We start from the raw sequence: 25579 nt of genomic DNA on the forward strand, positions 1-25579 counted from the left end.
CGTGTCCGCCCTGGGGCACTCCGTCCGCCGGTCCACGCAGCCGGAGGTGCCCATGAGTGCGGAGGCCACGAACCCCGCGACCCCAGGCCCGGTAGCGCCTGCAACGTCCCGCAGGCGCAGCCGCCCCCGGATCGACCTGCGTCGCCTGGGCCGGGCCGCGCTGCTCGGCCCCACCTCACGCGGCCGGCTGCCCGACGCGATCGGCCATGTGGTCGAGGCCCACCGCGCCCACCACCCCGACGCCGACCTCGAACCGCTGCGCCGCGCCTACGTGCTCGCCGAGTCCTCGCACCGCGGCCAGATGCGCAAGAGCGGCGAGCCGTACATCACGCACCCGCTCGCCGTGACGCTCATCCTCGCCGAACTCGGCGCCGAGACCACGACCTTGACGGCCTCTCTGCTCCACGACACCGTGGAGGACACCGACGTGACCCTCCATCAGGTCGGCGAGGAGTTCGGCGAGGAGGTGCGCTATCTCGTCGATGGCGTCACCAAGTTGGAGAAGGTCGACTACGGCGCCGCCGCCGAACCCGAGACCTTCCGCAAGATGCTCGTCGCCACCGGCAACGACGTCCGCGTGATGTCGATCAAACTCGCCGACCGGCTGCACAACATGCGCACCCTCGGCGTGATGCGCCCCGAGAAACAGGCGCGCATCGCCAAAGTGACCCGGGACGTCCTCATCCCGCTCGCCGAACGCCTCGGCGTCCAGGCACTCAAGACCGAGCTGGAAGACCTCGTCTTCGCGATCCTCCACCCCGAGGAGTACGAGCACACCCGCGAGCTGATCGCCGACAACGCCGCCCGGGTGGACGACCCGCTCGCCGAGTTCGCCGACGCCATGCGCACGGTCCTGCGGGACGCCGACATCCAGGCCGAAGTCCTCATCCGGCCACGGCACTTCGTCTCCGTCCACCGCGTGTCCCGCAAACGCGGCCGGCTGCGCGGCTCCGACTTCGGCCGCCTGCTCGTCCTCGTCAACGAGGACGCCGACTGTTACGCGGTCCTCGGCGAACTGCACACCTGTATGACGCCGGTCGTCTCGGAGTTCAAGGACTTCATCGCCGTCCCCAAGTTCAACCTGTACCAGTCGCTGCACACCGCCGTCGCCCGCGAGGACGGCCAGGTCGTCGAAGTCCTCATCCGTACGCACCAGATGCACAAGGTCGCCGAGGCCGGCGTCATCGCGCTCGGCAATCCCTACGCTCCTCCTTCGGAGGAGCAGAGCGGCGAAAGCGGGCAGACAGAGGGAAGCAACGCCGACGGGGAGCGCGTCGACCCCACCCGCCCCGGCTGGCTCTCCCGCCTCCTCGACTGGCAGGAGGCCGCGCCCGACCCCGACACCTTCTGGTCCACCCTGCGCGAGGACCTCGCTCAGGACCGCGAGATCACCGTCTTCCGTCCCGACGGCGGCACCCTGGGACTGCCCGAGGGCGCCACCTGTGTGGACGCCGCCTACGCGCAGTACGGGGAGGACGCCCACGCCTGCATCGGCGCCCGCGTCAACGGGCGCCTGGCGACCCTGAGCACGGTTCTGCGGGACGGTGACACCGTCCAGCTGCTCATGGGCCAGGACCCGGCCTCCGAGCCGTCCAGAGAGTGGCTGGAGCACGCCCACACACCGGCCGCCCGCATCGCCATCCAGAGGTGGCTGACCGCACATCCGGGAACGGACGGTCCGGCTGCCGCGTCCGGCACCGGCGCCTCCGCTGACACCACGGACCATGAGGGAGGCGCGAACGCCGACGAGACCGAGGCAGCGGAAGCCGCTGGAGGCGTCTCCGTCCGCCCTGTCTCCGAGGGGCCCGCCTCACGTCCCGGCGCCGCCCTCACCGTCGTGGACCGTCCCGGGGCGAGCGTCCGGCTCGCCGGGTGCTGCACGCCGGTGCCGTCCGACGAGGTCATCGGTTTCGCCGTGCGCGGGGGAGTGGTGACCGTGCACCGGGTGGAATGCGCCGCCGTGACGCGCATGACGAACGCCGGGCGCGCGCAGGTCGACGTGCGCTGGGGAGACACCACCGAGTGCCGGGTCACCCTGGTCGCGGAATCGTTCGGCCGCCCCCATCTGCTCGCCGACCTCACCGAGGCGATCGCCCTGGAGGGCGCCGAGATCGTCTCCGCGACCGTCGAACCGCCCAGCCAGCAACGCGTACGCCACACGTACACCCTCCAACTCCCCGACGCGGCCCACCTGCCCGCCCTGATGCGCGCCATGCGCAACGTGCCCGGCGTGTACGACGTGAGCCGGGCACAACATCACGCCCCGGCTTCGTGAGGTGGCGCTCGGGGGGCCGCGTCCGGCATTGACCGGCGCACGGCTCCACGTAGGAGCCGGTGGCGTACGCCGGTGCTGATTGGTCCGCCTGACAGGGGCACGCAGCGGTCGGGAGCGCATGCCCTGGATCGCACGCCGGCGGACGATTCATCTGCCGACGCTCCGGGCGCAGACCCCCCTCGGGGAACGCGCGCCGTTCACGCCCCGCGCCCGGAGGCGCCCGCGCGCCTCCAGCAGGAGTGCACGCCCTCTGATCGCGCTCCCAGCGGGAGTGCGCGCCCCACTATCGCGCCCCCAGCGGGAGCGCACGCCGCCCGATCGCGCCCCCAGTGGGAGCGCGCGCCCCCAACCCTGGCTCGCGCCTCCTCCCACTCCCTGCGCGCCGTACTCTCGGCCCAGCCGCCCAGCCGCCCAGCCGCCCAGCCGCCCAGCCGCCCAGCCGCCCGCCGGCGCGCACCGCTGGGCCCGCTCCTCCAGTCACCGCACCCCACGCGCGCGTGCGCAACCCGTTCGAGTGGGCCGGTCGCGCGTCGGCGCTGAGGTGTGCGCGGGCGCTGGTAGCGGTGGTGCATGCTGCTCACCCCTCGCGCCCACGCCAGTCGCCACGGCACCGACATCGCCCGGCCCCGGACCGCCCGCTCCCACCGCCTCAGGTCCGCCCTCCTCGCCTCGGCTGTCTCTGTCTGCCTCGTCGCCGCGAGCGCCCCGGCGAGCCCGCTCGGTGTCGGCGACCGCCTCTTCCCGTACCTGGGCAACCCCGGGTACGACGTGGAGGCGTACGACCTGTCCTTCACCTACTCCGGGAACAACAGCAGGCCACTCCAGGCGGTCACCACCATCGACGGCTTGACGACGACCGCTCTGGACCGGATCAACCTCGACTTCGCCCATGGCAAGGTCGAGTCCGTGGAGGTCGACGGCGAGCCTGCAGCCTTCGCCAGTGCCGGCGAGGACCTGGTGATCACGCCACAGGACGTGCTCCTCCAGGGCGAGAGGATGCGCATCACCGTGCGCCACACCAGCGACCCGGTGAGTACCAAGGAGCGCGACGGCGGCTGGGTGCGGACCGCGGACGGTCTCGCCATGGCCAACCAGGCCGACGCCGCCCACCGGGTGTTCCCGTGCAACGATCACCCCTCCGACAAGGCGATGTTCACCATCCGGGTCACCGCACCCCAGGGCTACACGGCGGTCGCCAACGGGCTGGCGAGCGGCGTCACCCCCGTCGGCCGCACGACCACCTGGACGTACCGCACCGAGCACCCCATGGCCACCGAGCTCACCCAGGTGTCGATCGGCCGCTCCACCGTCCTGCACCGCGAGGGTCCGCACGGACTGCCCCTTCGGGACGTCGTGCCCACCCGGGACCGCCGTGTCCTCGAACCGTGGCTGAAGAAGACCCCCGACCAGATCACCTGGATGGAGAACAAGGTCGGCCCTTACCCCTTCGAGACGTACGGCCTGCTCATGGCCGACGTCACCACGGGCTTCGAACTCGAGACGCAGACCCTCTCTCTCTTCGAGAGAGGCTTGTTCACCGGGTCCTCATACCCCAAGTGGTACGTCGAGTCGATCATGGTGCACGAGCTGGCTCACCAGTGGTTCGGCAACAGCGTCAGCCCGCGCAGCTGGTCCGACCTGTGGCTCAGCGAGGGGCACGCCAGCTGGTACGAGGCCCTGTACGCGGAGGAGAAGGCCGACCACAGTCTGGAAAAGCGCATGAAGGCCGCCTACGAAGCCTCCGACCGCTGGCGCGCGGCCGGCGGCCCGCCCGCGGCTCCGAAGCCGCCCGACCCCGGCCAGAAGATCGGCATCTTCCGCCCGAACGTGTACGACGGCGCGGCCCTCGTGCTGTACGCCCTGCGCCAGGAGATCGGCGAGTCGGCGTTCGCGCAGCTCGAGAGCTCCTGGGTGCGTGTCCACAGGGATTCGACGGCGACCACCGCCGACTTCCAGAGCCTCGCCGAGCAGATGTCGGGACGCGACCTCGGAGTCTTCTTCAGGGAATGGCTGTACGGCGAGAAGACCCCGGCGATGCCAGGACACCCTGCCTGGAAGCCGGCCGCGCCCGCTGCCCGGGCCCGGAAATAAGGCGGTGACGAGACGGGCCGTACCGTGCGACCATCGTCAGGTCGGCGCAGCACGGGACGCGGGAATCTCCCGGGGTACTCGTGCGTTGTCCACAGTGACCGCCGAATCGGCATCCCCAACGACGTAAGGACCCAATGACCTCCTCTTCTTCCCCTTCCCAGGACACCAAGCGCTTGGCGCACGCCTACCCCGAGGGTCTTCGGGCCGATGCCCTGATGGAAGAGGACGTCGCCTGGAGCCACGAGATCGACGGAGAGCGGGACGGCGACCAGTTCGACCGCTCCGAGCGCGCGGCCCTGCGTCGCGTCGCGGGCCTCTCCACCGAGCTCGAGGACGTCACCGAGGTCGAGTACCGTCAGCTCCGCCTGGAGCGGGTCGTGCTCGTCGGAGTCTGGACCTCGGGGACCGTCCAGGACGCGGAGAACTCCCTCGCGGAGCTCGCCGCCCTCGCGGAGACGGCGGGCGCGCTGGTGCTCGACGGCGTGATCCAGCGCCGTGACAAGCCCGACGCGGCCACCTACATCGGCTCCGGCAAGGCCGACGAGCTGCGCGACATCGTCCTCGAGACGGGCGCGGACACCGTCATCTGCGACGGTGAACTCAGCCCTGGCCAGCTGATCCACCTTGAGGACGTCGTCAAGGTCAAGGTCATCGACCGTACGGCCCTGATCCTCGACATCTTCGCCCAGCACGCCAAGTCCCGAGAGGGCAAGGCGCAGGTCGCGCTCGCGCAGATGCAGTACATGCTGCCGAGGCTGCGAGGCTGGGGTCAGTCGCTGTCCCGTCAGATGGGCGGCGGCAAGGGCGGCGGCCTCGCCACCCGTGGTCCCGGTGAGACCAAGATCGAGACGGACCGGCGTCGGATCCGCGAGAAGATGGCGAAGATGCGCCGTGAGATCGCGGAGATGAAGACCGGCCGCGAGATCAAGCGGCAGGAGCGCAAGCGCCACAAGGTGCCGTCCGTGGCGATCGCGGGCTACACCAACGCCGGCAAGTCCTCGCTGCTCAACCGCCTCACGGGCGCGGGCGTGCTCGTCGAGAACGCACTGTTCGCGACCCTCGACCCGACCGTGCGCCGCGCCGAGACCCCGAGCGGCCGCCTGTACACGCTGGCGGACACCGTCGGCTTCGTACGGCACCTGCCGCACCACCTGGTCGAGGCGTTCCGCTCCACCATGGAGGAGGTCGGCGAGTCCGACCTGATCCTCCATGTGGTGGACGGCTCGCACCCGAACCCGGAGGAGCAGCTGGCCGCCGTGCGCGAGGTGGTCCGGGACGTCGGCGCCACCGACGTGCCCGAGATCGTCGTGATCAACAAGGCGGACGCGGCCGACCCGCTGACGCTCCAGCGGCTCATGCGGATCGAGAAGCGTTCCATCGCGGTCTCGGCCCGCACCGGCCAGGGCATTGAGGAGCTGCTTGCGCTCATCGACGACGAGCTGCCCCGTCCGTCGGTCGAGATCGAGGCGCTCGTGCCGTACACGCACGGCAAGCTGGTCGCCCGTGCCCACACCGAGGGCGAGGTGATCTCCGCGGAGCACACGGCGGAGGGCACCCTGCTGAAGGCGCGGGTGCACGAGGAACTCGCGGCCGACCTGGCGCCGTACGTTCCGGCATCGCTGGCCTGACATACCCGCACGAAGGCCCGTCCCCTGCTAGTCGCGGAGGGCGGGCCTTCGGCACGTGTCGGGGACCTGTGGATGTCATGCGCTTGTGAGACGGCGCCGACACCTCCGCGGGAGATCGCCGGAGGCAAACACCCCGCTATGGATCGGATTATGACCGGGGAATTCGGGCGAACGGCGGTGGGGTGGTGAAGGTTCCCTGCGACACCCCCCCACCGCCTGGGATCACTGACCGGCGAACTTCTTGCTCACGGAGTCGTACACGCCCTTGGCCACCTCACCCAGCCGTGGTCCCGCGAGCCAGCCCGCGTCCACCGGGCCGATCGAGGTGTTGGACACCAGCGCCGGCTTGCCGTCCGAGCCCGTCGCCACCCAGCCACCGCCGGACGAACCGCCGGTCATCGTGCAGCCGATGCGGTACATCGTCGGGTCCGTGGCGTTGAGCGAGAGCCGCCCCGGCTTGTCCTGGCACTGGTACAGCTTCTGTCCGTCGTACGGCGCCGCCGCCGGATAACCCGTCGCGGTGATGCTCTTCACCTTCGTCACGGCCGGCGCCGCGAAGTCCACCGGGAGCGCCGAACCGACGGTCTCCTCCAGCGACTTGCCGGAACCGCCCTCCTCGGGCGTCACATGAATGACGGCGAAGTCGTACGACGCACCGTCACCGCCCGTCTGGCCACCCTGCTTGATCCACTGGTCCGAGGTCTGCGCCCAGTCACCCCACCAGACCCCGTACGGCGCGGCCTCCTCCTTGGTGGCCGTCTGCAACTCCTGGGCCGACTTGCCCGCGTCGTTGTACGACGGCACGAACGCGATGTTGCGGTACCAGCCGCCGTTCTTGCCGGCGTGCACGCAGTGGCCCGCCGTCCACACCAAGTTGGACTTCCCGGGGTGGGCCGGGTCCTGTACGACCGTCGCCGAGCAGACCATGGTGCCCTCGGGGGAGTCGAAGAACACCTTGCCCGCCTCGGGAGCGTTGGCGTGATACGTGGGCGGCACGGCCGCCGCGTTCACCGCCTCCGGCGTCGGGTCGGTCACGCCCTGGTCATCGGAGAGGTCGCTGTCGTCGACACCCCGGTCCGGGTCCTCGGCCTCACGCATCCGGTCCGGGTCCCACAGGCCCTTGATGATCGGGTTGATGTAGTCCTGCGCCTCACGCAGCCAGTCGTCCTTGTCCCAGTTCTTCCAGGCGCCGTTCTTCCACTTGTCCAGGTCGATCCCGTGCTCCTTGAGCCGGTCCTTGATGTCGTCCGGGATCGTGATCTTTCCGCCGTCGTCGGCCGAGGCGGACGCGGTGGCCTTGCCGTCCGCCTCGGCGTCGCCCGAGTCGCAGGCGGTCGCGGTGAGAACGAGCACCGACGCGAGGGCAACGGCGCCCAGCACAGGGGAGGTTGTGCGGCGGGCGTTCCTCCCTCGTCGAGCGATGAACGACGGCCGTATGGATCGCATGGTCTGAATCCCCCTGCTGTCAACGAACTTCGAGCGGTGGCCGTTCCCCGCCGCAGAACTCATGGCGAAATCACGCCCTGTTCACGCGGGTCTCATGGCCTTGTGGAACGGCATCACACGATATGCGCTCGCCGTGGGGGACTCCCGCTGGGGCGGCAACGGTTTCGCTACGGGCTGTCCCATCTGGCTCATATCCCAGAGCTGCTGTTCCGCGCCGCGCCCGCCACCGGCGCGCACGATCGCCCCATGCTGCGGGCGACGTGCGGTTGCACTGGTGAGAACTCAGGCGAGCAGTGGACCTCCCATGCCTTTCCACCTGGGGCCGGACCGGAGCGGCAAAGGTTCGGCCATGGTGATGATCTCGAGGCAACCCGTAACCCGCCGGACCGTCCGGTGTTGGTAGCCGTGGAGCCTGCCGCCCGCGTGCGGCCCTCCGCGCGGAAACCACCAAGGGTGCGGGAGACGCCGTTGCTTCGAGGCCGACGGATCCGACGCCGGCTGCCCCGTGTTCCGCGATGCACCAACTCGCCTCTGGACAGCGGGAGGACAGCGAGCCGTGACCGAACCTGTGCCGGAGGAGGCGCCTTCGGGGCGCACTGGTGGTGGGGGCGCTGCCATGGAGGCGGGCATCGCCGGGACTTCCGCCGACTGGGGTCCTGCCGCTGGGGTGACGGCCCCCGGCGTTTTTTCCGCCGTCGGAGTGGCTGTTGTGGGGGTGGATGCCGTGGGTGAGCCGGTCGGCGAGGCGTCTGCCGACGGGGCTTCCGTCACCGGATCGCCTTCGGACAGGCCGTCCTCGACCGACGGGCCGTCCTCGACCAGGGCGTCTGCCGTTGAGACAGTCGCCGTTGAGGTTTTCTCTGTCGACAAATCCCCTGGTGGGACGCCGGTCGCCGGAACGGCCGTGGCCGGAACACCGGCAGCTGAGGCTTCCGCCAGTGGGAGCCCCCTCGCCGGGGGACCCGAGGCCGGAGGCGCTGTCGGCGAGGCGGCCGCCCCAGCCGTCGCGGCCCCGACGGGTGGACGTCCGGCACACGAGGGCATCCTGCGGAGGCAGTCGGCGCGCGAGTCGGCGGCGCGCACCTATGCGCGCGCCCTGCCGATCGTGCCCGTACGAGCCCGCGGACTGACCATCGAGGGCGCTGACGGCCGCCGCTACCTCGACTGTCTCTCGGGCGCCGGCACCCTGGCGCTCGGCCACAACCATCCTGTCGTGCTGGAAGCCATCCGCAAGGTCCTCGACTCCGGCGCCCCCCTGCACGTCCTCGACCTGGCCACCCCCGTCAAGGACGCGTTCATCACCGAGCTGTTCCGCACTCTGCCGCCGGGGCTTGCCGACCGCGCACGCGTGCAGTTCTGCGGACCGGCCGGTACCGATGCGGTGGAGGCCGCGCTCAAGCTGGTCCGGGCCGCCACCGGCCGCACGGGAGTCCTGGCCTTCACCGGTGCGTACCACGGCATGACCGCCGGATCCCTCGCAGCCTCCGGCGGAGCCTTCGACGTACGGGTGACGCGACTGCCCTACCCGCAGGACTATCGTTGCCCGTTCGGCGTCGGCGGCGAGCGCGGTGCCGAACTCGCGGCCCGCTGGACGGAGTCCGTCCTCGACGATCCCAAATCCGGCGTGCGCCCCCCGGCCGGGATGATCCTCGAACCCGTCCAGGGCGAGGGCGGTGTGATTCCCGCGCCGGATGCCTGGATGCGGCGCATGAGGCAGATCACGGCCGACCGGTCCATCCCGCTGATCGCCGACGAGGTCCAGACGGGTGTCGGCCGGACCGGCGCCTTCTGGGCGGTGGAGCACAGCGGGGTCACCCCCGACGTCATGGTCCTCTCCAAGGCCATCGGCGGCAGCCTGCCCCTGGCCGTCATCGTCTACCGCGACGACCTCGACATCTGGGAACCCGGCGCCCACGCGGGCACGTTCCGCGGCAACCAACTCGCCATGGCCGCCGGCACGGCCACCCTCGCCTACGTTCGCGCCAATGGCCTCGCCGACCGCGCGGCCACCCTGGGTGCCCGCATGCTCGGCCAACTCCGGCAACTCGCCCGGGAATTCCCGTGCATGGGGAATGTGAGGGGGCGGGGACTGATGATCGGGATCGAGATGGTGGACCCCGAGGGGACATGCGGGGACAGCGGGCCCGGGTGGGCAGGTGGGAGCGAGGGAAGCTTGTGGGAGCGGGCTGAGGCAGAGGCCGCGCTCGGGCCCACCCAGGGGGACGGGGCCAACCTGCCGGGGGCGCCTGAGCAGGGCATGGCCGCCTTGTCGGCCCGCCCCGGTCAGGAGCATGGTCCGGCTGGCGCTGACTCGTCGGGGCTTCACCCTCCGACACACGTGATGCGCACCCCGGTGGACGCCGCGTGTCGTGCCCACCCCGCCGCCCCCGGCGTGGCCGTCGCCGTCCAGCAGGAGTGCCTGAGGCGCGGCCTGATCGTCGAACTCGGCGGACGCCACGCCAGCGTCGTACGTCTGCTGCCGCCCTTGACGATCACAGACGAGCAGGCAACCGCGGTACTCGACCGGCTGGCGGACGCGATGGCGGCGGTGGCCCGCGCCCACACCGGCCGCGTGGAGCAGGCCGATCACGGTCAGCCCAACCCGCCGCAACAGACGAACGGGCCACCCTTGCGGCACGGGACCGGTGCCCAGGACACGGGTTGACCCGGGCGACAGACCCGCAAACCTCACGCCTACGCCACTGTCACCGGCAGCCCGTGTACGGCGACGTCGCCATGCCTCACCGGCGAACACACGCACTGCCCACTCGGGGCCGACCAGGCTCCGGTGAACAGCCCGCTCCGGGCCGCTCCCTCCGCGCACCCACGTCTCGACGTGAAGCCCGGCGTCCGCGGCACGGATCACCTGCCACCGCCACGTCCCGTTTCGCCGCCGACCGCGCCGACCCCATCCGACGAGGAACGACCTTGAAGACGTCCCCCCAGCCCGCCGGCTCCCCGAACCAGCCATCCGCCACTTCCCAGGCACCAGTGTCGACCTCCCCCGTCCCGTCAACGTTCTCCACTCCCGCTCTGTCGGTCCCCCGCCAACAGGGAGACTCCTTCCACACCGAACCGAGGCACCGTGCCGGTGCCGATCTCCTGGACCACCCCGACCCGCACACAGCGGCCCAGGCCGCGGCCGTGGAGAACCTGCTGCGCTGCTGGGTACGCGAGAGAGGGCTGTCCGCCCCCCGCGACGGCATCCTGTGCATTCCGCTGCCTGCCAGCGGCACCGCTCTACTCACCCCCGTCCACTACTGGTCCCCGACCGGCTGGCATCGCTTCGGTCTCCCGTACCTGGCCAACGCCCCCGAACGGTCCGCACCCGCGGACGCGGTGATGGTCGCGGCCCTGCTGGCCCGCGAAACGCTCAGGACCCAAGGCCCGGCTCGGGAAACCCCCGAGCCACGCGCCGGCGAAGGACCTGACGCCCTCCTGGACCAGAGCCCCGCTGCCGCAGGCCCAGGGGCCGGTCCCGCCACCACATCCGGAGACGGCGTCGATCTCGTTGCCCGCGTCGCCGACTCCGTCCGCCGTACCTCCGCCTTCATCAGCGCCCGCCGGGAACGCCCGGCCGATGAACCCGACCTGTTCCTCACCGCCGAACAGGCACCGCTGCTGGGCCACCCCCTGCACCCGACGCCCAAGAGCCGCGAAGGTCTCTCCGAGGCCGAGGCGGCGGTGTACTCACCCGAGTTGCGCGGCTCCTTCCCCTTGCACTGGCTCGCTGTCGCCCCCTCCGTACTCGTCACCGACTCCGCCTGGACCGAGCGCGGACGCCCCGTCCCCGCGGACCGGTTGACGGCCCGGCTCGCCGGTCCCGGGCAGCCGCTGCCCGACGGCTACGCCGCCCTGCCGCTGCATCCCTGGCAACTGCGCGAGGTCCGCCACCGTCCCGAGGCCGCGGCCCTGCTCGACGCCGGACTGCTCCGGGACCTCGGTGTACTCGGCCTCCCATGGCATCCCACCTCTTCCGTCCGAACCGTCTACCGCTCCGGCGCCCCGGCGATGCTGAAACTGTCGCTGGGGCTGCGCATCACCAACTCCCGTCGCGAGAACCTCCGCAAGGAACTCCACCGTGGTGTCGAGGTGCACCGCCTGCTGCGCACCGGTCTGTTCAAGCAATGGCAGGCGGCCCACCCGGGCTTCGACATCGTCCGCGACCCCGCCTGGCTCGCCGTCGACGGGCCTGACGGCCTCCCGGTGCCGGGGCTCGACGTGATGATCCGGCACAACCCGTTCACACCGTCCGACGACGTCTCCTGCATCGCCGGCCTCGTCACACCCAGGCCGTACGCCCGACGGAACGCCGAACCGGACGACCCCACGGCCAAAGCGTCCCTGTCGGTCCAGGGCCCGGCTCCCTCCCAGCCGTCCCGGCTCGCCGCGCTCATCACCCGCCTCACTCGGAAGACGGCCCGCCCGCGCGAGGCCGTGGCCACCGAGTGGTTCCTGCGCTACCTGGAGCAGGTCGTCCGTCCCGTGCTGTGGCTCGACGGAGAAGCAGGTATCGCCCTTGAAGCACACCAGCAGAACACGCTCCTCCTGCTGGACGCCGACGGCTGGCCCACCGGCGGCCGCTACCGCGACAACCAGGGCTACTACTTCCGCGAGTCCCGCCGCGCGGAACTCGACGCCCGGTTGCCCGGCATCGGCGAACGCAGCGACACCTTCGTCTCCGACGAGGTCACCGACGAGCGCTTCGCCTACTACCTCGGGATCAACAACGTCCTCGGACTCATCGGCGCGTTCGGCTCCCAGCGGCTCGCCGATGAACGCTTGCTGCTCGCCGCCTTCCGACGGTTTCTCACCAGGGCCGCCCACGGCCCCGACCGGCTGCGCAGCTCGCTGCCCACCCGTCTGCTCGACTCACCCGTCCTGCGCTGCAAGGCCAACCTGCTGACCCGGCTGCACGGCCTCGACGAACTCGTCGGTCCGGTCGACACCCAGTCCGTGTACGTCACCATCGCCAACCCCCTGCGTTCCTGAACCGTACGCATCCCCGATCACCGCCCCCTCGCTGCCGGGGCGCGCCCATCCCACCTCGAGAGAGGAGTCTCGCCGTGTCCCCCATTGACGCCCAGGACACGCTGGACCCGCATCCACCCGACGACCTCCTCACACTCGTCCGAGGAGGGGCGGCCGGGGCCGACCTGCTCGACCACGTCGGCGACTGGGGGACGGTCCCCACGCCCGCCGGTGCGTTCCACCTCCGTCCCGTGCGGATCGACAGGGATCTTCCGCGCATCGGCAGGTGGATGAACGACCCTGCCGTCGCGGCGTTCTGGGAACTGGCCGGTCCCGAGTCCGTGACCGAGGAGCACCTACGTCGCCAACTCGCCGGCGACGGGCGCAGCGTTCCGTGCCTCGGCGTGCTGGAGGGCACCCCGATGAGCTACTGGGAGATCTACCGGGCAGACCTCGACCCGCTTGCCCGTCACTATCCGGTCCGGCCTCACGACACCGGTATCCACCTCCTCATCGGTGGTGCCGGCGACCGCGGGCGAGGACTCGGCGGTGTTCTGCTCAGAGCCGTCGCCGACCTCGTACTCGACAGGAGACCCGCCTGTGGGCGCGTCGTCGCTGAACCCGACCTTCGCAACATCCCCTCCGTCGCCGCCTTCCTGAGCGCCGGTTTCCGGTTCTCCACCGAGGTCGACCTGCCCGCGAAGCGAGCCGCCCTCATGTTCCGAGACCGGAATCCACGTTTCGTCCTGTGACGCTGTGCAGTCGCGTCGTTACACATGGAACGTGGCGCGGTGCGCACCAGTTCCCGTTGCACGATGGACTCGTCACTTTTTCCTGCCGAGCCCGCTCGGACCCTCCTGTTCCTCTGCCGACCCCGACTTGAGAAGCGCCCTCCTTGATTCCGTCACCGTCATTGCCCCTGACCACCGGCTCGACCACCCGCTTGTCAGTCCCGCGCCGTAGGGTGGTCGCGCTATGACGAAGCCCTCACTCCCCGAACTCCTCCACGCCGCTGTCGCCGCCGTCGGTGGTACGGAGCGCCCCGGCCAGGTGACCATGGCCGAAGCCGTCGCGGAGGCGATCGACGACGGCTCCCATCTGCTGGTCCAGGCCGGCACCGGCACCGGTAAGTCGCTGGGTTACCTCGTGCCTGCCCTCGCGCACGGGGAGAGAGTCGTCGTGGCGACCGCCACCCTGGCGCTGCAGCGCCAGCTCGTGGAGCGTGACCTGCCACGCACCGTCGACGCGCTGCATCCGCTGCTGCGTCGCCGCCCGGAGTTCGCGATGCTCAAGGGCCGGTCGAACTATCTGTGCCTGCACCGTCTGCACGAGGGCATGCCGCAGGACGAGGAGGAGGGACTTTTCGACCAGTTCGAGGCGGCGGCACCCACCAGCAAGCTCGGCCAGGACCTACTCAGGCTGCGTGACTGGGCGGACGAGACGGAGAGCGGAGACCGCGACGACCTGACCCCTGGCGTCTCCGACCGCGCCTGGGGACAGGTGTCGGTCTCCTCGCGGGAGTGCCTGGGCGCCTCGAAATGCGCGTACGGCGCCGAGTGCTTCGCGGAGATGGCCCGCGAGCGCGCCAAGCTGTCCGAGGTCGTCGTCACCAACCACGCCCTGCTGGCCATCGACGCCATCGAGGGCGCCCCGGTCCTCCCGCAGCACGAGGTCCTGATTGTCGACGAGGCGCACGAACTGGTCTCGCGGGTCACCGGAGTCGCCACCGGCGAGCTCACTCCGGGCCAGGTCAACCGCGCGGTACGCCGTGCGGCGAAGCTGGTCAACGAGAAGGCCGCCGATCAGCTCCAGACCGCCGCCGAGGGCTTCGAGCGGCTGATGGAGCTGGCGCTGCCGGGCCGCCTCGAGGAGATCCCGGAGGATCTGGGCTATGCCCTCATGGCGCTGCGTGACGCCGCGCGCACCGTCATCACCGCGATCGGGGCGACTCGCGACAAGTCCGTCCAGGACGAGGACGCGATCCGCAAGCAGGCACTTGCCTCCGTGGAGACCGTGCACGACGTGGCGGAGCGGATCGTGAACGGCTCCGAGTACGACGTCGTCTGGTACGAGCGCCACGACCGCTTCGGTGCCTCCCTGCGCGTCGCCCCCCTGTCCGTGTCGGGCCTGCTGCGGGAGAAGCTCTTCGCGGACCGCTCCGTGATCCTGGCGTCCGCGACCTTGAAGCTGGGCGGGGACTTCAACGGTGTCGGCGCCTCCCTGGGCCTCGCCCCGGAGGGCACGGAGGGCGAGGACGTGCCGCAGTGGAAGGGCCTCGACGTCGGTTCCCCCTTCGACTACCGCAAGCAGGGCATTCTCTACGTCGCCAAGCACTTGGCCCGCCCGGCGCGCGACGGCGACCGCGGGGACATGCTGGACGAACTGACGGAACTGATCCAGGCGGCAGGCGGGCGCACCCTCGGCCTCTTCTCCTCCATGCGGGCCGCTCAGCTCGCCGCCGAGGAACTGCGCACACGCATCCCCGAGTTCCCCATCCTGCTGCAGGGCGAGGAAACCCTCGGCGAGCTGATCAAGAACTTCGCGGCGGATCCGAAGACGTGTCTCTTCGGCACCTTGTCGCTCTGGCAGGGCGTCGACGTCCCCGGCCCCAGCTGCCAACTGGTGGTCATGGACAAGATCCCGTTCCCGCGTCCGGACGACCCGCTGATGAGTGCCCGCCAGAAGGCGGTGGAGGACGCCGGCGGCAACGGCTTCATGGCCGTCGCCGCCACGCACGCGGCGCTGCTCATGGCCCAGGGCGCGGGCCGCCTCGTCCGCGCGTCGGGCGACCGCGGAGTCGTGGCCGTCCTCGACCAGCGCCTGGCGACCGCCCGCTACGGCAGCTACCTGAAGGCGTCGATGCCCGACTTCTGGTACACGACGGACCGCAACCAGGTCCGCAAGTCGCTGGCGGCGATCGACGCGGCGGCCCAGCAGGCGCAAGCGGAGTAAGGAAGGGCCTGTCCCAGCCCGGGGCAGGCCCTTCCTCTTCAAGGACGTCGGGCACAGCACAGGGCCCCGGAACCGGCGCAGGGATCCCGGGGCCCAGTCAGGGGGGCGGATCGAGAAGGCCCGTCCGCCGCCGAGCTCAGACGCGGCGCAGTACGGCCACCACCTTGCCGAGAATCGTCGCGTCGTCGCCGGGGATCGGCTCGTACGCCGCGTTGTGCGGCAGCAGCCACACATGGCCGTCCTCGCGCTTGAAGCGCTTGACGGTGGCTTCGCCGTCGAGCATCGCGGCCACGATGTCGCCGTTCTCGGCGACGGGCTGGCGGCGGACGGTGACCCAGTCGCCGTCGCAGATCGCGGCCTCGATCATCGAGTCGCCCACGACCTTCAGCACGAACAGCTCACCGTCACCGACGAGCTGCCGGGGCAGGGGGAAGACGTCCTCGACCGACTCCTCGGCGAGGATCGGGCCACCGGCGGCGATGCGGCCGACCAGCGGGACGTACGACGCGGCGGGCTTGCCGGCGGTGTCCGTGGGCTGCACGGGGGCGGCCTGATCGGAACCGCGCACCTCGTACGCGCGCGGGCGGTGCGGGTCGCGGCGCAGGAAGCCCTTGCGCTCCAGTGCCATCAGCTGGTGTGCGACCGAGGAGGTGCTGGACAGGCCGACGGCCTGGCCGATCTCCCGCATGGACGGCGGGTATCCGCGCCGCTGCACGGAGTCCCTGATGACCTCGATCACCCGCCGCTGCCGGTCGGTGAGCCCCGAGCTGTCCGCCCGGATGCCTGGAGGTCGGCCCGGCAGGGAGCGCTTGTGCCCCTCGGGATTCGTGGCTTCGTTCATCGCATGCACCGGCTCGAGTCGGCCCTGGGAGCGGTCCTGGGCGGTGATGGTGGCACTGTCTGCGGTGGTGGTCACGTCGGCCCCTCTCGATTGTCTCCCTGCTGGACAACGGTAGTTGCTTTCGAAAGGTTGCGCCAAACACACGTTCGAGTGAAAAAGCGTGGATCGCCTGACTTGATCATGTGTCTGGGTGTATGGCTAACGCGCTGTCCGGTCGAAGAAGGGGCTCCTTGTCGTACCCTTCACCGCCGGGGCCGATGACCTTGTGAGGTGTCGCCCCAGTCTGCCATCCGCCCTCCGTCCAACCGGGGACCGGGCCCCGCTCTGCGCGAGAGTCGCACCGCTCCTCCTTGTGGCGCTCACGCTATCCCCGTACGCGCCGCGGCGAAATGGTCGTACGCGAGTGTGTCAGGCGGCTTTTCGCGTGCTCGCCGTGACCGGGGAATCGCACGGTGTGAGGTCTTCCGGTGCGACACGCGATATGGCCTGGGTGTATGAGCCAAGCCCCATATCTAGTGGTTGGATGGCGGCAGCAGCCCACAAGTTGTGGTCCCCCGTGACAGCGCACGCTCATGGATCCCCTATGCTTGGGGCTGCTTCGAGGGGCTCATGAGGCCCAGCGAGGCTATTGAGTCTGCTGTGAGGAGGGTTGGGAGTCCATGCACTGCCCCTTCTGCAGGCACCCCGACAGCCGTGTCGTCGACAGCCGTACGACCGACGACGGTACGTCGATCCGCAGGCGCCGCCAGTGTCCTGACTGCTCCCGTCGTTTCACGACCGTGGAGACGTGCTCGCTCATGGTGGTCAAGCGGTCCGGGGTCACCGAGCCGTTCAGTCGTACCAAGGTCATCAACGGTGTGCGCAAGGCATGCCAGGGACGGCCTGTCACCGAGGACGCGCTCGCCCAGCTCGGCCAGCGGGTCGAGGAGGCGGTGCGGGCCACCGGAAGCGCCGAGCTGACCACCCACGACGTCGGGCTGGCCATACTCGGCCCGTTGCAGGAGCTGGACCTCGTCGCCTATCTGCGATTCGCCTCCGTCTATCGGGCGTTCGACTCGCTCGAGGACTTCGAGGCCGCCATCGCGGAACTCAGGGAGCAGACGGGACACCCCGCCGCGGACGACGACGACCGCGAGGACGCTGCAGGCACGGTCGCGGGGAGCCGGGAAGACGACGGCGGGCGCGGAGGGACCGTGCAGGTCCCCGAGCCCGCCCACGCCGCCGACTGACAGGCGGGCCGGCACCGGACATCGGACTCCGGATCCGGCCGGGCGGCGGCGCACGAAGACCTGTTGCGGGCGGTAGCGAGTGGGGCCCGCAGCACAAGACAGAACACCGTGTCACGGGAACAACGTGGCATTTCAGGGCGTTTTTGCCCGTACAGGGAGGCGGCATGACAGAGACGGCGAGCGGTCCGGCACGAGGTTCCCGAGCGAAGGGGGCCAAGGTCACCAAGGGGCTGCGTATCGAGCGCATCCACACCACCCCCGGCGTGCACCCGTACGACGAGGTGGCCTGGGAGCACCGTGACGTCGTCATGACCAACTGGCGCGACGGCTCGGTCAATTTCGAGCAGCGTGGCGTCGAGTTCCCCGACTTCTGGTCGGTGAACGCGGTCAACATCGTCACCAGCAAGTACTTCCGCGGTGCCGTCGGCACCCCCCAGCGCGAGGTGAGCCTCAAGCAGCTCATCGACCGCATCGTGAAGACGTACCGGAAGGCCGGCGAGGACTACAACTACTTCGCCTCGCCCGCCGACGCCGAGATCTTCGAGCACGAACTGGCGTACGCCCTCCTGCACCAGATCTTCAGCTTCAACAGCCCCGTCTGGTTCAACGTCGGCACCCCGCAGCCCCAGCAGGTCTCCGCCTGCTTCATCCTGTCCGTCGACGACTCCATGGAGTCGATCCTCGACTGGTACAAGGAAGAGGGCATGATCTTCAAGGGCGGCTCCGGCGCCGGCCTGAACCTCTCCCGCATCCGCTCCTCCAAGGAACTGCTGTCCTCCGGCGGCAACGCTTCCGGACCGGTCTCCTTCATGCGGGGCGCCGACGCCTCCGCCGGCACCATCAAGTCCGGTGGCGCCACCCGCCGCGCCGCCAAGATGGTCGTCCTCGACGTGGACCACCCCGACATCGAGGACTTCATCGAGACCAAGGTCAAGGAGGAGGAGAAGATCCGCGTCCTGCGCGACGCGGGCTTCGACATGGACCTGGGCGGCGACGACATCACGTCCGTCCAGTACCAGAACGCCAACAACTCCGTCCGTGTGAACGACGAGTTCATGCAGGCCGTGGAGCAGGGCGGCAAGTTCGGCCTGCGCGCCCGGATGACCGGCGAGGTGATCGAGGAGGTCGACGCCAAGGCGCTCTTCCGCAAGATCGCCGAGGCCGCCTGGGCCTGCGCCGACCCCGGCATCCAGTACGACGGCGTCATCAACAACTGGCACACCTGCCCCGAGTCCGGCCGGATCACCGCGTCGAACCCGTGCAGCGAGTACATGCACCTGGACAACACGTCCTGCAACCTGGCCTCGCTGAACCTGATGAAGTTCCTCAAGGACGACGGCCAGGGCACCCAGTCCTTCGAGGCCGAGCGCTTCCAGAAGGTCGTCGAGCTCGTCATCACCGCGATGGACATCTCCATCTGCTTCGCGGACTTCCCGACCCAGAAGATCGGCGAGAACACGCGCGCGTTCCGCCAGCTCGGCATCGGCTACGCCAACCTCGGCGCCCTGCTGATGGCCACCGGCCACGCGTACGACTCCGACGGCGGCCGCGCCCTCGCCGGCGCCATCACCTCCCTGATGACGGGTACGGCCTACCGCCGCTCCGCCGAACTGGCCGCGGTCGTCGGCCCGTACGACGGCTACGCCCGCAACGCCGACGCCCACAACCGCGTCATGAAGCAGCACGCCGACGCCAACGGCACGGCCGTGCGCATGGACGACCTGGACACCCCGGTCTGGGCCGCCGCCACGGAGGCCTGGCAGGACGTGCTGCGCCTCGGCGAGAAGAACGGTTTCCGTAACTCCCAGGCGTCGGTGCTGGCTCCGACCGGCACCATCGGCCTGGCGATGTCCTGCGACACCACCGGCGTCGAGCCCGACCTCGCCCTGGTCAAGTTCAAGAAGCTGGTCGGCGGCGGCTCGATGCAGATCGTCAACGGCACCGTTCCGCAGGCCCTGCGCCGCCTGGGCTACCAGGAGGAGCAGATCGAGGCGATCGTCGCCCACATCGCCGAGCACGGCAACGTGATCGACGCCCCGGGCCTCAAGCACGAGCACTACGAGGTGTTCGACTGCGCCATGGGCGAGCGCGCCATCTCCCCGATGGGCCACGTCCGCATGATGGCCGCGATCCAGCCGTGGATCTCCGGCGCCATCTCCAAGACGGTCAACATGCCGGAGACGGCGACCGTCGAAGAGGTCGAGGAGATCTACTTCGAGGCCTGGAAGCTGGGCGTCAAGGCGCTCGCGATCTACCGTGACAACTGCAAGGTCGGTCAGCCCCTCTCCGCGAAGACCAAGGAGAAGGAGAAGGCCGAGATCACGGAGAAGGCCGAGGACACGATCCGTACCGCGGTCGAGAAGGTCGTCGAGTACCGCCCGGTCCGCAAGCGCCTCCCCAAGGGCCGTCCCGGCATCACCACCTCCTTCACGGTCGGTGGCGCCGAGGGCTACATGACCGCCAACTCCTACCCGGACGACGGTCTCGGCGAGGTCTTCCTGAAGATGTCGAAGCAGGGCTCGACCCTCGCGGGCATGATGGACGCCTTCTCCATCGCGGTCTCCGTCGGCCTCCAGTACGGCGTGCCGCTGGAGACGTACGTCTCGAAGTTCACCAACATGCGCTTCGAGCCGGCCGGTATGACGGACGACCCGGACGTGCGGATGGCGCAGTCGATCGTCGACTACATCTTCCGCCGCCTGGCGCTCGACTTCCTGCCCTTCGAGACGCGCTCCGCGCTCGGCATCCACTCCGCCGAGGAGCGCCAGCGTCACCTGGAGACCGGTTCGTACGAGCCGGCCGAGGAGGACGTGGACGTCGAGGGTCTGGCCCAGTCGGCCCCGCGCCAGACGGACCTGAAGGCCGTCACCGGCCCCAAGGCCGAAGTCGAGGCGAGCAAGCCCGCCCCGAAGCAGGCCCACACCAGCGCCGAACTGGTGGAGATGCAGCTTGGCATCCAGGCCGACGCCCCGCTGTGCTTCTCCTGCGGTACGAAGATGCAGCGGGCCGGTTCCTGCTACATCTGCGAGGGCTGCGGCTCGACCAGCGGTTGCAGCTGATCCCATCGGTACCGGCCAGGGGTGAATGACCTGGCACAGGGCGGTGGAGCCGGTGTACGGCTCCACCGCCCTCGTTCGTGCGGACGCCGTCCGGGCAGGCCTGCCGACGCGGCGCCGGACGAAGATCAGGACTGGCGCAGCCGGCCCATGATCCTGGTGAACGTGGCCGGGTCGTCCTCGAAGCCCTGGACCCCGGAGCGGAACGACCATCCGTCGGACGGGACGCGGACGAACTCCGCGACCGTCGCCGCCGTCGAACCGAGCACTCCGCCGAAGTCGTCCTCGGCCAGGTCGGTGTAGCCCTCGCGGATCCGGACGGCGGGATTGACCACGCTGACGAAGGTCCGGTGGTCGGGGTGCTGTTGGATGACGACACCGACCACCACGCGCGCGTACCGCGCGTCCAGCCGGTCGAGCTCCACCGTCATGACCTCGTCCCAGCCGAAGCCCCTGCCGTCCTTGCTGTCCCGGTTGAGATAGATCGTGCCGTCGGGGGAGCGGCTGTCGAAGTGCACGACGTAGGCGGGGGCGCCCTGCGGATCGTCCGCAAAGTAGGTGGCGGCCACTATGTCCAGATCGGTGGGCGGTTGCCCTGCCGGACTCGGGTCCCACCTGAGCGCTATCTCGACCTTGCGGATCCCCTTGTTGAGGCCGTTCACCGGACTTCCCTCCCCGTCCCCGTCTGCCGTCGCCCCGAACTGCCCGCTCATCAGGGCCGGTTGTCCATCCTGCCACGCGCGCGTGCACGCTCGCACGGCTGCTCTGTGTCCGAGCGTGACCGACGCCACGCCCGCTGGCCTTACCATGGCGCGGTGCTGGTCAAGTGGATTCGCTGCACCGTGGTGGACCGCCGCGGTTTCGAGCGGGGGCAGCGAAAGTGGGCGGGGCTTCTGGGGGAGCCGGGGTTTCGGGGACAGGGCGGGGGCTGGAGCAGGGGACGGCCCTCCGTCGCGCATGTCTTCGCCTTCTGGGAGAGCCGTGCCTTCTACGACTCCTTCATGGCGCGCTCGCACGATCGGCTCGCGGCGGCCCAGGCAGGCACCTTCAAGGACGCACAGGTCCGCCTGTTCGACTACCGCTTCGACGTGAAGACGGGCTTCGAACCCCGCTTCACCGACTCCGACCTGCTCCGGGTAGCCCTGTGCCGGGTCCACGAGGAGCGCGCCGAGCACTTCACCCTGATGCAGGAGAAAGTGTGGAACCCGGCCATGGCCGGTTCGCCCGGCATGATCCGCGGCCTGTTCGCGGAGGCGCCGGGGCATGAGTTCCTGGTGCTGTCGATGTGGCGCTCGGAGGCCGAGCACGGCAAGTACCGCACCGAGCGCGTGGAGCGGCTTGCGCTGCGGGCCCAGACAGAGGCGGACATCTCCTCCCTGACCGGTGACATCGTGGAGCTCGAGCCGGCCTGGACGGTTTGACATCCCAACTCGCGAGCGGTGTGCTCTGTGTGCCTCGTGGTGTGGGATCGGTGTGACCTACGCCGTACGAAGGCCCTGGGAGTGCTCGATCGGCCGTCATCCGATCTAGGGTTTTGGCATGGCACGACCACGGCGCATCGTCCTTGTCCGACACGGGGAGTCAACGGGCAATGTTGATGACACCGTGTACGAGCGTGAACCGGACCACGCACTGGCCCTGACCGAGCGAGGCTGGCGGCAGGCAGAGGAGACGGGTAAGACCCTGCGGGAGCTGTTCGGCCGCGAGCGGGTCAGTGTGTACGTCTCGCCCTACCGGCGTACGCATGAGACCCTGCGGGCCTTCCACCTCGACCCCGATCTCATACGGGTACGCGAGGAACCCCGGCTGCGTGAGCAGGACTGGGGGAACTGGCAGGACCGCGACGACGTCCGCCTGCAGAAGGCCTACCGCGACGCCTACGGGCACTTCTTCTACCGCTTCGCCCAGGGGGAGAGCGGAGCCGACGTGTACGACCGGGTCGGCGGCTTCCTGGAGAGCCTGTTCCGCAGCTTCGAGGCCCCCGACCACCCACCGAACGTGCTGATCGTGACACACGGCCTGGCCATGCGCCTGTTCTGCATGCGTTGGTTCCACTGGACGGTCGCCGAGTTCGAGTCGCTGTCGAATCCGGGGAACGCCGAGATGCGCATGCTCGTTCTGGGAGACGACGGCAAGTACACGCTGGACCGGCCCTTCGAGCGCTGGCGAGATCCTGAGCCGTACGGCATCAGCGGATAGAGTGGCACGGCGATGACCGCTGACTCCTCTTCCGACGGGCGCCTGGAGCGCGCCCTGGCCAGCCTGCGTGGACTCGCGGTGGGTGACGCACTGGGCTCACAGTTCTTCGTGCCGGCGAACTATCCGCTGCTGAAGCGTCGCGAGCTGCCACCCGGCCCCTGGCAGTGGACGGACGACACGGAAATGGCCTGCTCCGTCGTCGCCGTCCTGGCTGCCCATCACCGCATCGATCAGGACGCTCTGGCCCGCTCCTTCGCGGAGCACCACGACTTCGACCGCGGCTACGGCCCTGCGGTCAACCGCCTGCTGAGGCTGGTCCGGGAGGGCGGCGACTGGCGTGAACTGTCCGCCGCCCTGTTCAACGGGCAGGGGTCCTGGGGCAACGGCGCCGCCATGCGGATCGCCCCCCTGGGCGCCTGGTACGCCGATGATCCCGAGCAGGCCACCCACCAGGCGGAGATCTCCGCCTACCCCACGCACCAGCACCGGGAGGCGGTGGTCGGGGCCATGGCGGTCGCCGCGGCCGCAGCGCTGGCCGGCGCGCTCGGTGGGCCGCCTACCTCGGAGGCACTGCTGGACGGTGTCATCGCCCTCGTCCCGAAGAGCGCCGTCGGTGCGGGCCTGCGACGCGCCCGCGACATGCTCGACTACGACGACCCGGCCACCGTCGCCGCCGTGCTGGGCTGCGGACGGCGTACGACGGCCCATGACACCGTCCCCTTCGCGCTCTGGTCCGCCGCTCGGGCCCTGGGCGACTATGAGGAGGCGTTCTGGACGACCGCGCAGGTCGGCGGGGACGTGGACACGACCTGCGCCATCGTTGGCGGGGTACTCGCCTCGGGGAAGGCAGGGACGCCTCCCGGGAACTGGGTGGAGCAGGTGGAGGCTTTTCCGGATTGGACGCCTGCATCTGTGTGATCCCGGCATGAGGCGGGCAGGGCCGCTTCGATCGAAGCTCTCCGTGTCCGGCGGGAACTCTCTGTGACCATTCGCTCGTTCTCCGGGCATCCGCTGTGCGAGGTGTGAGTGCACAACGGTGGATGACCCAAGAGGCGTGGGCAACCACGGGAGAGGTGTCGGGGGTGGATCATGCGGTTCGTGCTGTGCGTGATCGTGTGGCTGTCGGGGATGGTGGCGGAATTCCGGGGACGGCCGACCGGGCTGCGGGCGACCACAGTTCCGTCCCTCTCCTGTTCCGGCCGGCCGGGTGACCGCGGGCGCTTGCACACGATGTTCATCGGTGACAGCCCGCGGTCGGTCCGTGAAACCCTCGCGTCGCTCTCGTCAGCCGGCCATGGGGCCTGCCGAGCCCGACAGGGCCTCCAGATCGCTCTTGCGGACCCGGATGACCAGCCAGGCCGTCACCAGGGCGAGCGCGGCCATCGCGGCGGCCGGGACGAAGGCCGCCGAGATGCCATGAGCGAGTACTTCATGGCCCCACGGAGCGGGGAGTTGCTGCGTCTGGGCGAACTCGGCCTTCTGCTCCGCCGATCCGTCCGTGAGGAAGTTCGGCAGTTGCTTCTCCGCCTCGTCCTTGCTGGCCGAGCCGAAGACGGTCGTCAGGATGGCCAGCCCCAGCGAACCTCCCACCTGCTGCGTGACGTTGAGCAGGCCGGAGGCGGCGCCCGCCTCGTGTTGGGCGACACCGGACACCGCCGTGACCGTAGCCGTCACGAAGTTCAGGCCCATGCCGAACCCGAACACCAGCATCGGGCCGAGCACCCCGCCCGCGTAGGAGCTGTCGGGGCTGATGAAGGTCTGCCAGATGAGGCCGGTCACCACGAGGGCGGAGCCGCCGAGCATGAAGGGCTTGGGGCCCAGGACGGGCAGGAACCGCTGCGACAGGCCCGCACCGACCGCGATCGCGACCGTGACGGGGAGGAAGGCGAGGCCGGCCTTGATCGGGCTGTAGCCCAGCACGTTCTGCACGAAGAGGACGATGTAGAAGAACATGCCGAACATGGCCGCGGCGAGGCTCAGCATGATCACGTACGTGCCGGAGCGGTTGCGGTCGGCGAACATCTTCAGCGGAGTGATCGGCTCCTTGGCTCGCATCTCCGTGAACGCGAAGGCGACCAGCAGGACCAGGGCGATACCGAAGGCCCCGAGAGTCAGAGCGTCGTCCCAGCCTTCCTCCGCCGCGCGGATGAAGGCGTAGACGAGGGATGCCATGCCGATCGTCGAGGTCAGCGCGCCCGCGATGTCGAAGCGCCCGGGGTGCCGCTCGGACTCGCTGATGTACAGCGGGGTGAGGACGGCGATGAGGACGCCGATGGGTACGTTGACGAACAGCACCCAACGCCAGTCGAGCCACTCGGTGAGCATGCCGCCCGCGAGCAGGCCGATGGCGCCGCCGCCGGCGGACACCGCGGCGAAGACGCCGAAGGCCCGGTTCCGTTCCGGGCCTTCGGGAAATGTGGTGGTGATGAGCGCCAGGGAGGTGGGCGACGCGATGGCGCCGCCTATGCCCTGCAAGGAGCGCGCGGCGAGCAACTGCCAGGGCTCCTGTGCCACTCCGCCGAGGAGAGAGGCGAAGGTGAAGAGCAGGATGCCGGTCAGGAACACCCGGCGTCGGCCGAGGATGTCACCGGCTCGGGCGCCGAGCAGCAGCAGACCGCCGAAGGTGAGCGTGTAGGCGCTGACCACCCACGTGAGGTCGGTGGTGCTGAACCTGAGCGCGTCTTGAATGTGCGGGAGCGCGATGTTCACAATCGTCGCGTCGAGTACCACCATGAGTTGGCACGCAGCGATGACGGTGAGCGCGATGCCTGGGTGTCCCTCCCGGCGGGCCGCACCCGGTTTCTGGTCCTGGATCAACTGAGAGGTTGTCACTATCGGTCCCCCACAAATGCGTTAGTGAACGCTGGCGTTCACTGCCGCGTCAACGGTAG

Annotated in this window: 16 protein-coding genes; 12 read left to right on the forward strand and 4 right to left on the reverse strand. The window is 69.8% G+C overall.

Features of this window, described 5'->3' with window-relative positions; translation table 11 throughout:
- Positions 1 to 52 precede the first annotated feature (52 nt).
- The 3 genes from ACPT94_RS29385 (at position 53) to hflX (ending at position 5994) form a co-directional block, all read left to right on the forward strand.
- Positions 53 to 2275 carry a RelA/SpoT family protein gene (locus ACPT94_RS29385; RefSeq protein ID WP_360343521.1) on the forward strand — a complete coding sequence of 741 codons (2223 nt, stop codon included), beginning with the start codon at positions 53 to 55 and terminating at the stop codon, positions 2273 to 2275.
- A gap of 570 nt (positions 2276 to 2845) precedes the next feature.
- On the forward strand, positions 2846 to 4366 hold the full coding sequence (locus ACPT94_RS29390; RefSeq protein ID WP_360343524.1) for a M1 family metallopeptidase: 1521 nt from the start codon (positions 2846 to 2848) through the stop codon (positions 4364 to 4366).
- Between the two features lie 134 nt (positions 4367 to 4500).
- Positions 4501 to 5994, forward strand: coding sequence for a GTPase HflX (gene hflX / locus ACPT94_RS29395; RefSeq protein WP_360343527.1), 1494 nt, complete (start codon positions 4501 to 4503; stop codon positions 5992 to 5994).
- 222 nt (positions 5995 to 6216) lie between these two features.
- Here hflX and ACPT94_RS29400 read toward each other — a convergent pair whose 3' ends face one another.
- Entirely contained in the window at positions 6217 to 7440 is a 1224-nt protein-coding gene (locus ACPT94_RS29400; RefSeq protein WP_425247217.1) for a trypsin-like serine peptidase, read from the reverse strand.
- Between the two features lie 1045 nt (positions 7441 to 8485).
- On the opposite strand from ACPT94_RS29400, the gene ACPT94_RS29405 reads away from it, so the two are divergent.
- The 4 genes from ACPT94_RS29405 to ACPT94_RS29420 all read left to right on the forward strand — a co-directional run bounded on the left by ACPT94_RS29405 (position 8486) and on the right by ACPT94_RS29420 (position 15363).
- On the forward strand, positions 8486 to 10105 hold the full coding sequence (locus ACPT94_RS29405) for a diaminobutyrate--2-oxoglutarate transaminase family protein (protein ID WP_360343674.1): 1620 nt from the start codon (positions 8486 to 8488) through the stop codon (positions 10103 to 10105).
- Between the two features lie 263 nt (positions 10106 to 10368).
- The gene (locus tag ACPT94_RS29410) at positions 10369 to 12432 is read left to right on the forward strand and encodes an IucA/IucC family protein (protein WP_360343533.1); all 2064 of its coding nucleotides are present in this window, start codon (positions 10369 to 10371) and stop codon (positions 12430 to 12432) included.
- A 47-nt stretch (positions 12433 to 12479) separates the two neighbouring features.
- Positions 12480 to 13163, forward strand: a complete 684-nt coding sequence (locus tag ACPT94_RS29415; RefSeq protein ID WP_425247231.1) for a GNAT family N-acetyltransferase — start codon at positions 12480 to 12482, stop codon at positions 13161 to 13163.
- Between the two features lie 223 nt (positions 13164 to 13386).
- Positions 13387 to 15363 carry an ATP-dependent DNA helicase gene (locus ACPT94_RS29420; RefSeq protein ID WP_425247218.1) on the forward strand — a complete coding sequence of 659 codons (1977 nt, stop codon included), beginning with the start codon at positions 13387 to 13389 and terminating at the stop codon, positions 15361 to 15363.
- Between the two features lie 136 nt (positions 15364 to 15499).
- On the opposite strand, the gene lexA is transcribed toward ACPT94_RS29420, so the two are convergent.
- Complete coding sequence (gene lexA / locus ACPT94_RS29425; RefSeq protein ID WP_360343539.1) at positions 15500 to 16279, reverse strand: transcriptional repressor LexA; 780 nt, start codon at positions 16277 to 16279, stop codon at positions 15500 to 15502.
- A 584-nt stretch (positions 16280 to 16863) separates the two neighbouring features.
- Between lexA and nrdR the strand changes: the two genes are divergently transcribed.
- Both nrdR and ACPT94_RS29435 read left to right on the forward strand, forming a co-directional pair.
- Entirely contained in the window at positions 16864 to 17433 is a 570-nt protein-coding gene (gene nrdR, locus ACPT94_RS29430) for a transcriptional regulator NrdR (RefSeq protein WP_360343542.1), read from the forward strand.
- A 164-nt stretch (positions 17434 to 17597) separates the two neighbouring features.
- On the forward strand, positions 17598 to 20492 hold the full coding sequence (locus ACPT94_RS29435) for a vitamin B12-dependent ribonucleotide reductase (protein WP_425247219.1): 2895 nt from the start codon (positions 17598 to 17600) through the stop codon (positions 20490 to 20492).
- A gap of 125 nt (positions 20493 to 20617) precedes the next feature.
- Here the strand turns inward: ACPT94_RS29435 and ACPT94_RS29440 are convergent, their stop codons facing one another.
- Entirely contained in the window at positions 20618 to 21151 is a 534-nt protein-coding gene (locus ACPT94_RS29440; RefSeq protein WP_425247232.1) for a TerD family protein, read from the reverse strand.
- A gap of 153 nt (positions 21152 to 21304) precedes the next feature.
- On the opposite strand from ACPT94_RS29440, the gene ACPT94_RS29445 reads away from it, so the two are divergent.
- The 3 genes from ACPT94_RS29445 (at position 21305) to ACPT94_RS29455 (ending at position 23606) form a co-directional block, all read left to right on the forward strand.
- Positions 21305 to 21910 carry a YdbC family protein gene (locus ACPT94_RS29445; protein ID WP_360343548.1) on the forward strand — a complete coding sequence of 202 codons (606 nt, stop codon included), beginning with the start codon at positions 21305 to 21307 and terminating at the stop codon, positions 21908 to 21910.
- A 118-nt stretch (positions 21911 to 22028) separates the two neighbouring features.
- Positions 22029 to 22688 carry a histidine phosphatase family protein gene (locus ACPT94_RS29450; protein WP_360343551.1) on the forward strand — a complete coding sequence of 220 codons (660 nt, stop codon included), beginning with the start codon at positions 22029 to 22031 and terminating at the stop codon, positions 22686 to 22688.
- 12 nt (positions 22689 to 22700) lie between these two features.
- On the forward strand, positions 22701 to 23606 hold the full coding sequence (locus ACPT94_RS29455) for an ADP-ribosylglycohydrolase family protein (protein WP_425247220.1): 906 nt from the start codon (positions 22701 to 22703) through the stop codon (positions 23604 to 23606).
- Positions 23607 to 23972: 366 nt separating this feature from the next.
- Here the strand turns inward: ACPT94_RS29455 and ACPT94_RS29460 are convergent, their stop codons facing one another.
- A complete protein-coding gene (locus tag ACPT94_RS29460) occupies positions 23973 to 25520 on the reverse strand; it encodes an MFS transporter (protein WP_360343557.1) in 1548 nt (515 codons plus the stop codon).
- Positions 25521 to 25579: the final 59 nt, after the last annotated feature.

Origin of the sequence: Streptomyces aurantiaciflavus, assembly GCF_049808595.1 — a bacterium.
Taxonomy (GTDB): domain Bacteria; phylum Actinomycetota; class Actinomycetes; order Streptomycetales; family Streptomycetaceae; genus Streptomyces.

What these genes read in the sequence shown, in the direction of transcription:
- ACPT94_RS29400 (WP_425247217.1), bottom strand. Translation starts at nt 7,440, where the DNA reads ATGCGATCCATACGGCCGTCGTTCATCGCTCGACGAGGGAGGAACGCC.
- ACPT94_RS29420 (WP_425247218.1), top strand. Translation starts at nt 13,387, where the DNA reads ATGACGAAGCCCTCACTCCCCGAACTCCTCCACGCCGCTGTCGCCGCC.
- ACPT94_RS29450 (WP_360343551.1), top strand. Translation starts at nt 22,029, where the DNA reads ATGGCACGACCACGGCGCATCGTCCTTGTCCGACACGGGGAGTCAACG.
- ACPT94_RS29390 (WP_360343524.1), top strand. Translation starts at nt 2,846, where the DNA reads ATGCTGCTCACCCCTCGCGCCCACGCCAGTCGCCACGGCACCGACATC.
- ACPT94_RS29385 (WP_360343521.1), top strand. Translation starts at nt 53, where the DNA reads ATGAGTGCGGAGGCCACGAACCCCGCGACCCCAGGCCCGGTAGCGCCT.
- ACPT94_RS29455 (WP_425247220.1), top strand. Translation starts at nt 22,701, where the DNA reads ATGACCGCTGACTCCTCTTCCGACGGGCGCCTGGAGCGCGCCCTGGCC.
- nrdR (WP_360343542.1), top strand. Translation starts at nt 16,864, where the DNA reads ATGCACTGCCCCTTCTGCAGGCACCCCGACAGCCGTGTCGTCGACAGC.
- ACPT94_RS29435 (WP_425247219.1), top strand. Translation starts at nt 17,598, where the DNA reads ATGACAGAGACGGCGAGCGGTCCGGCACGAGGTTCCCGAGCGAAGGGG.
- hflX (WP_360343527.1), top strand. Translation starts at nt 4,501, where the DNA reads ATGACCTCCTCTTCTTCCCCTTCCCAGGACACCAAGCGCTTGGCGCAC.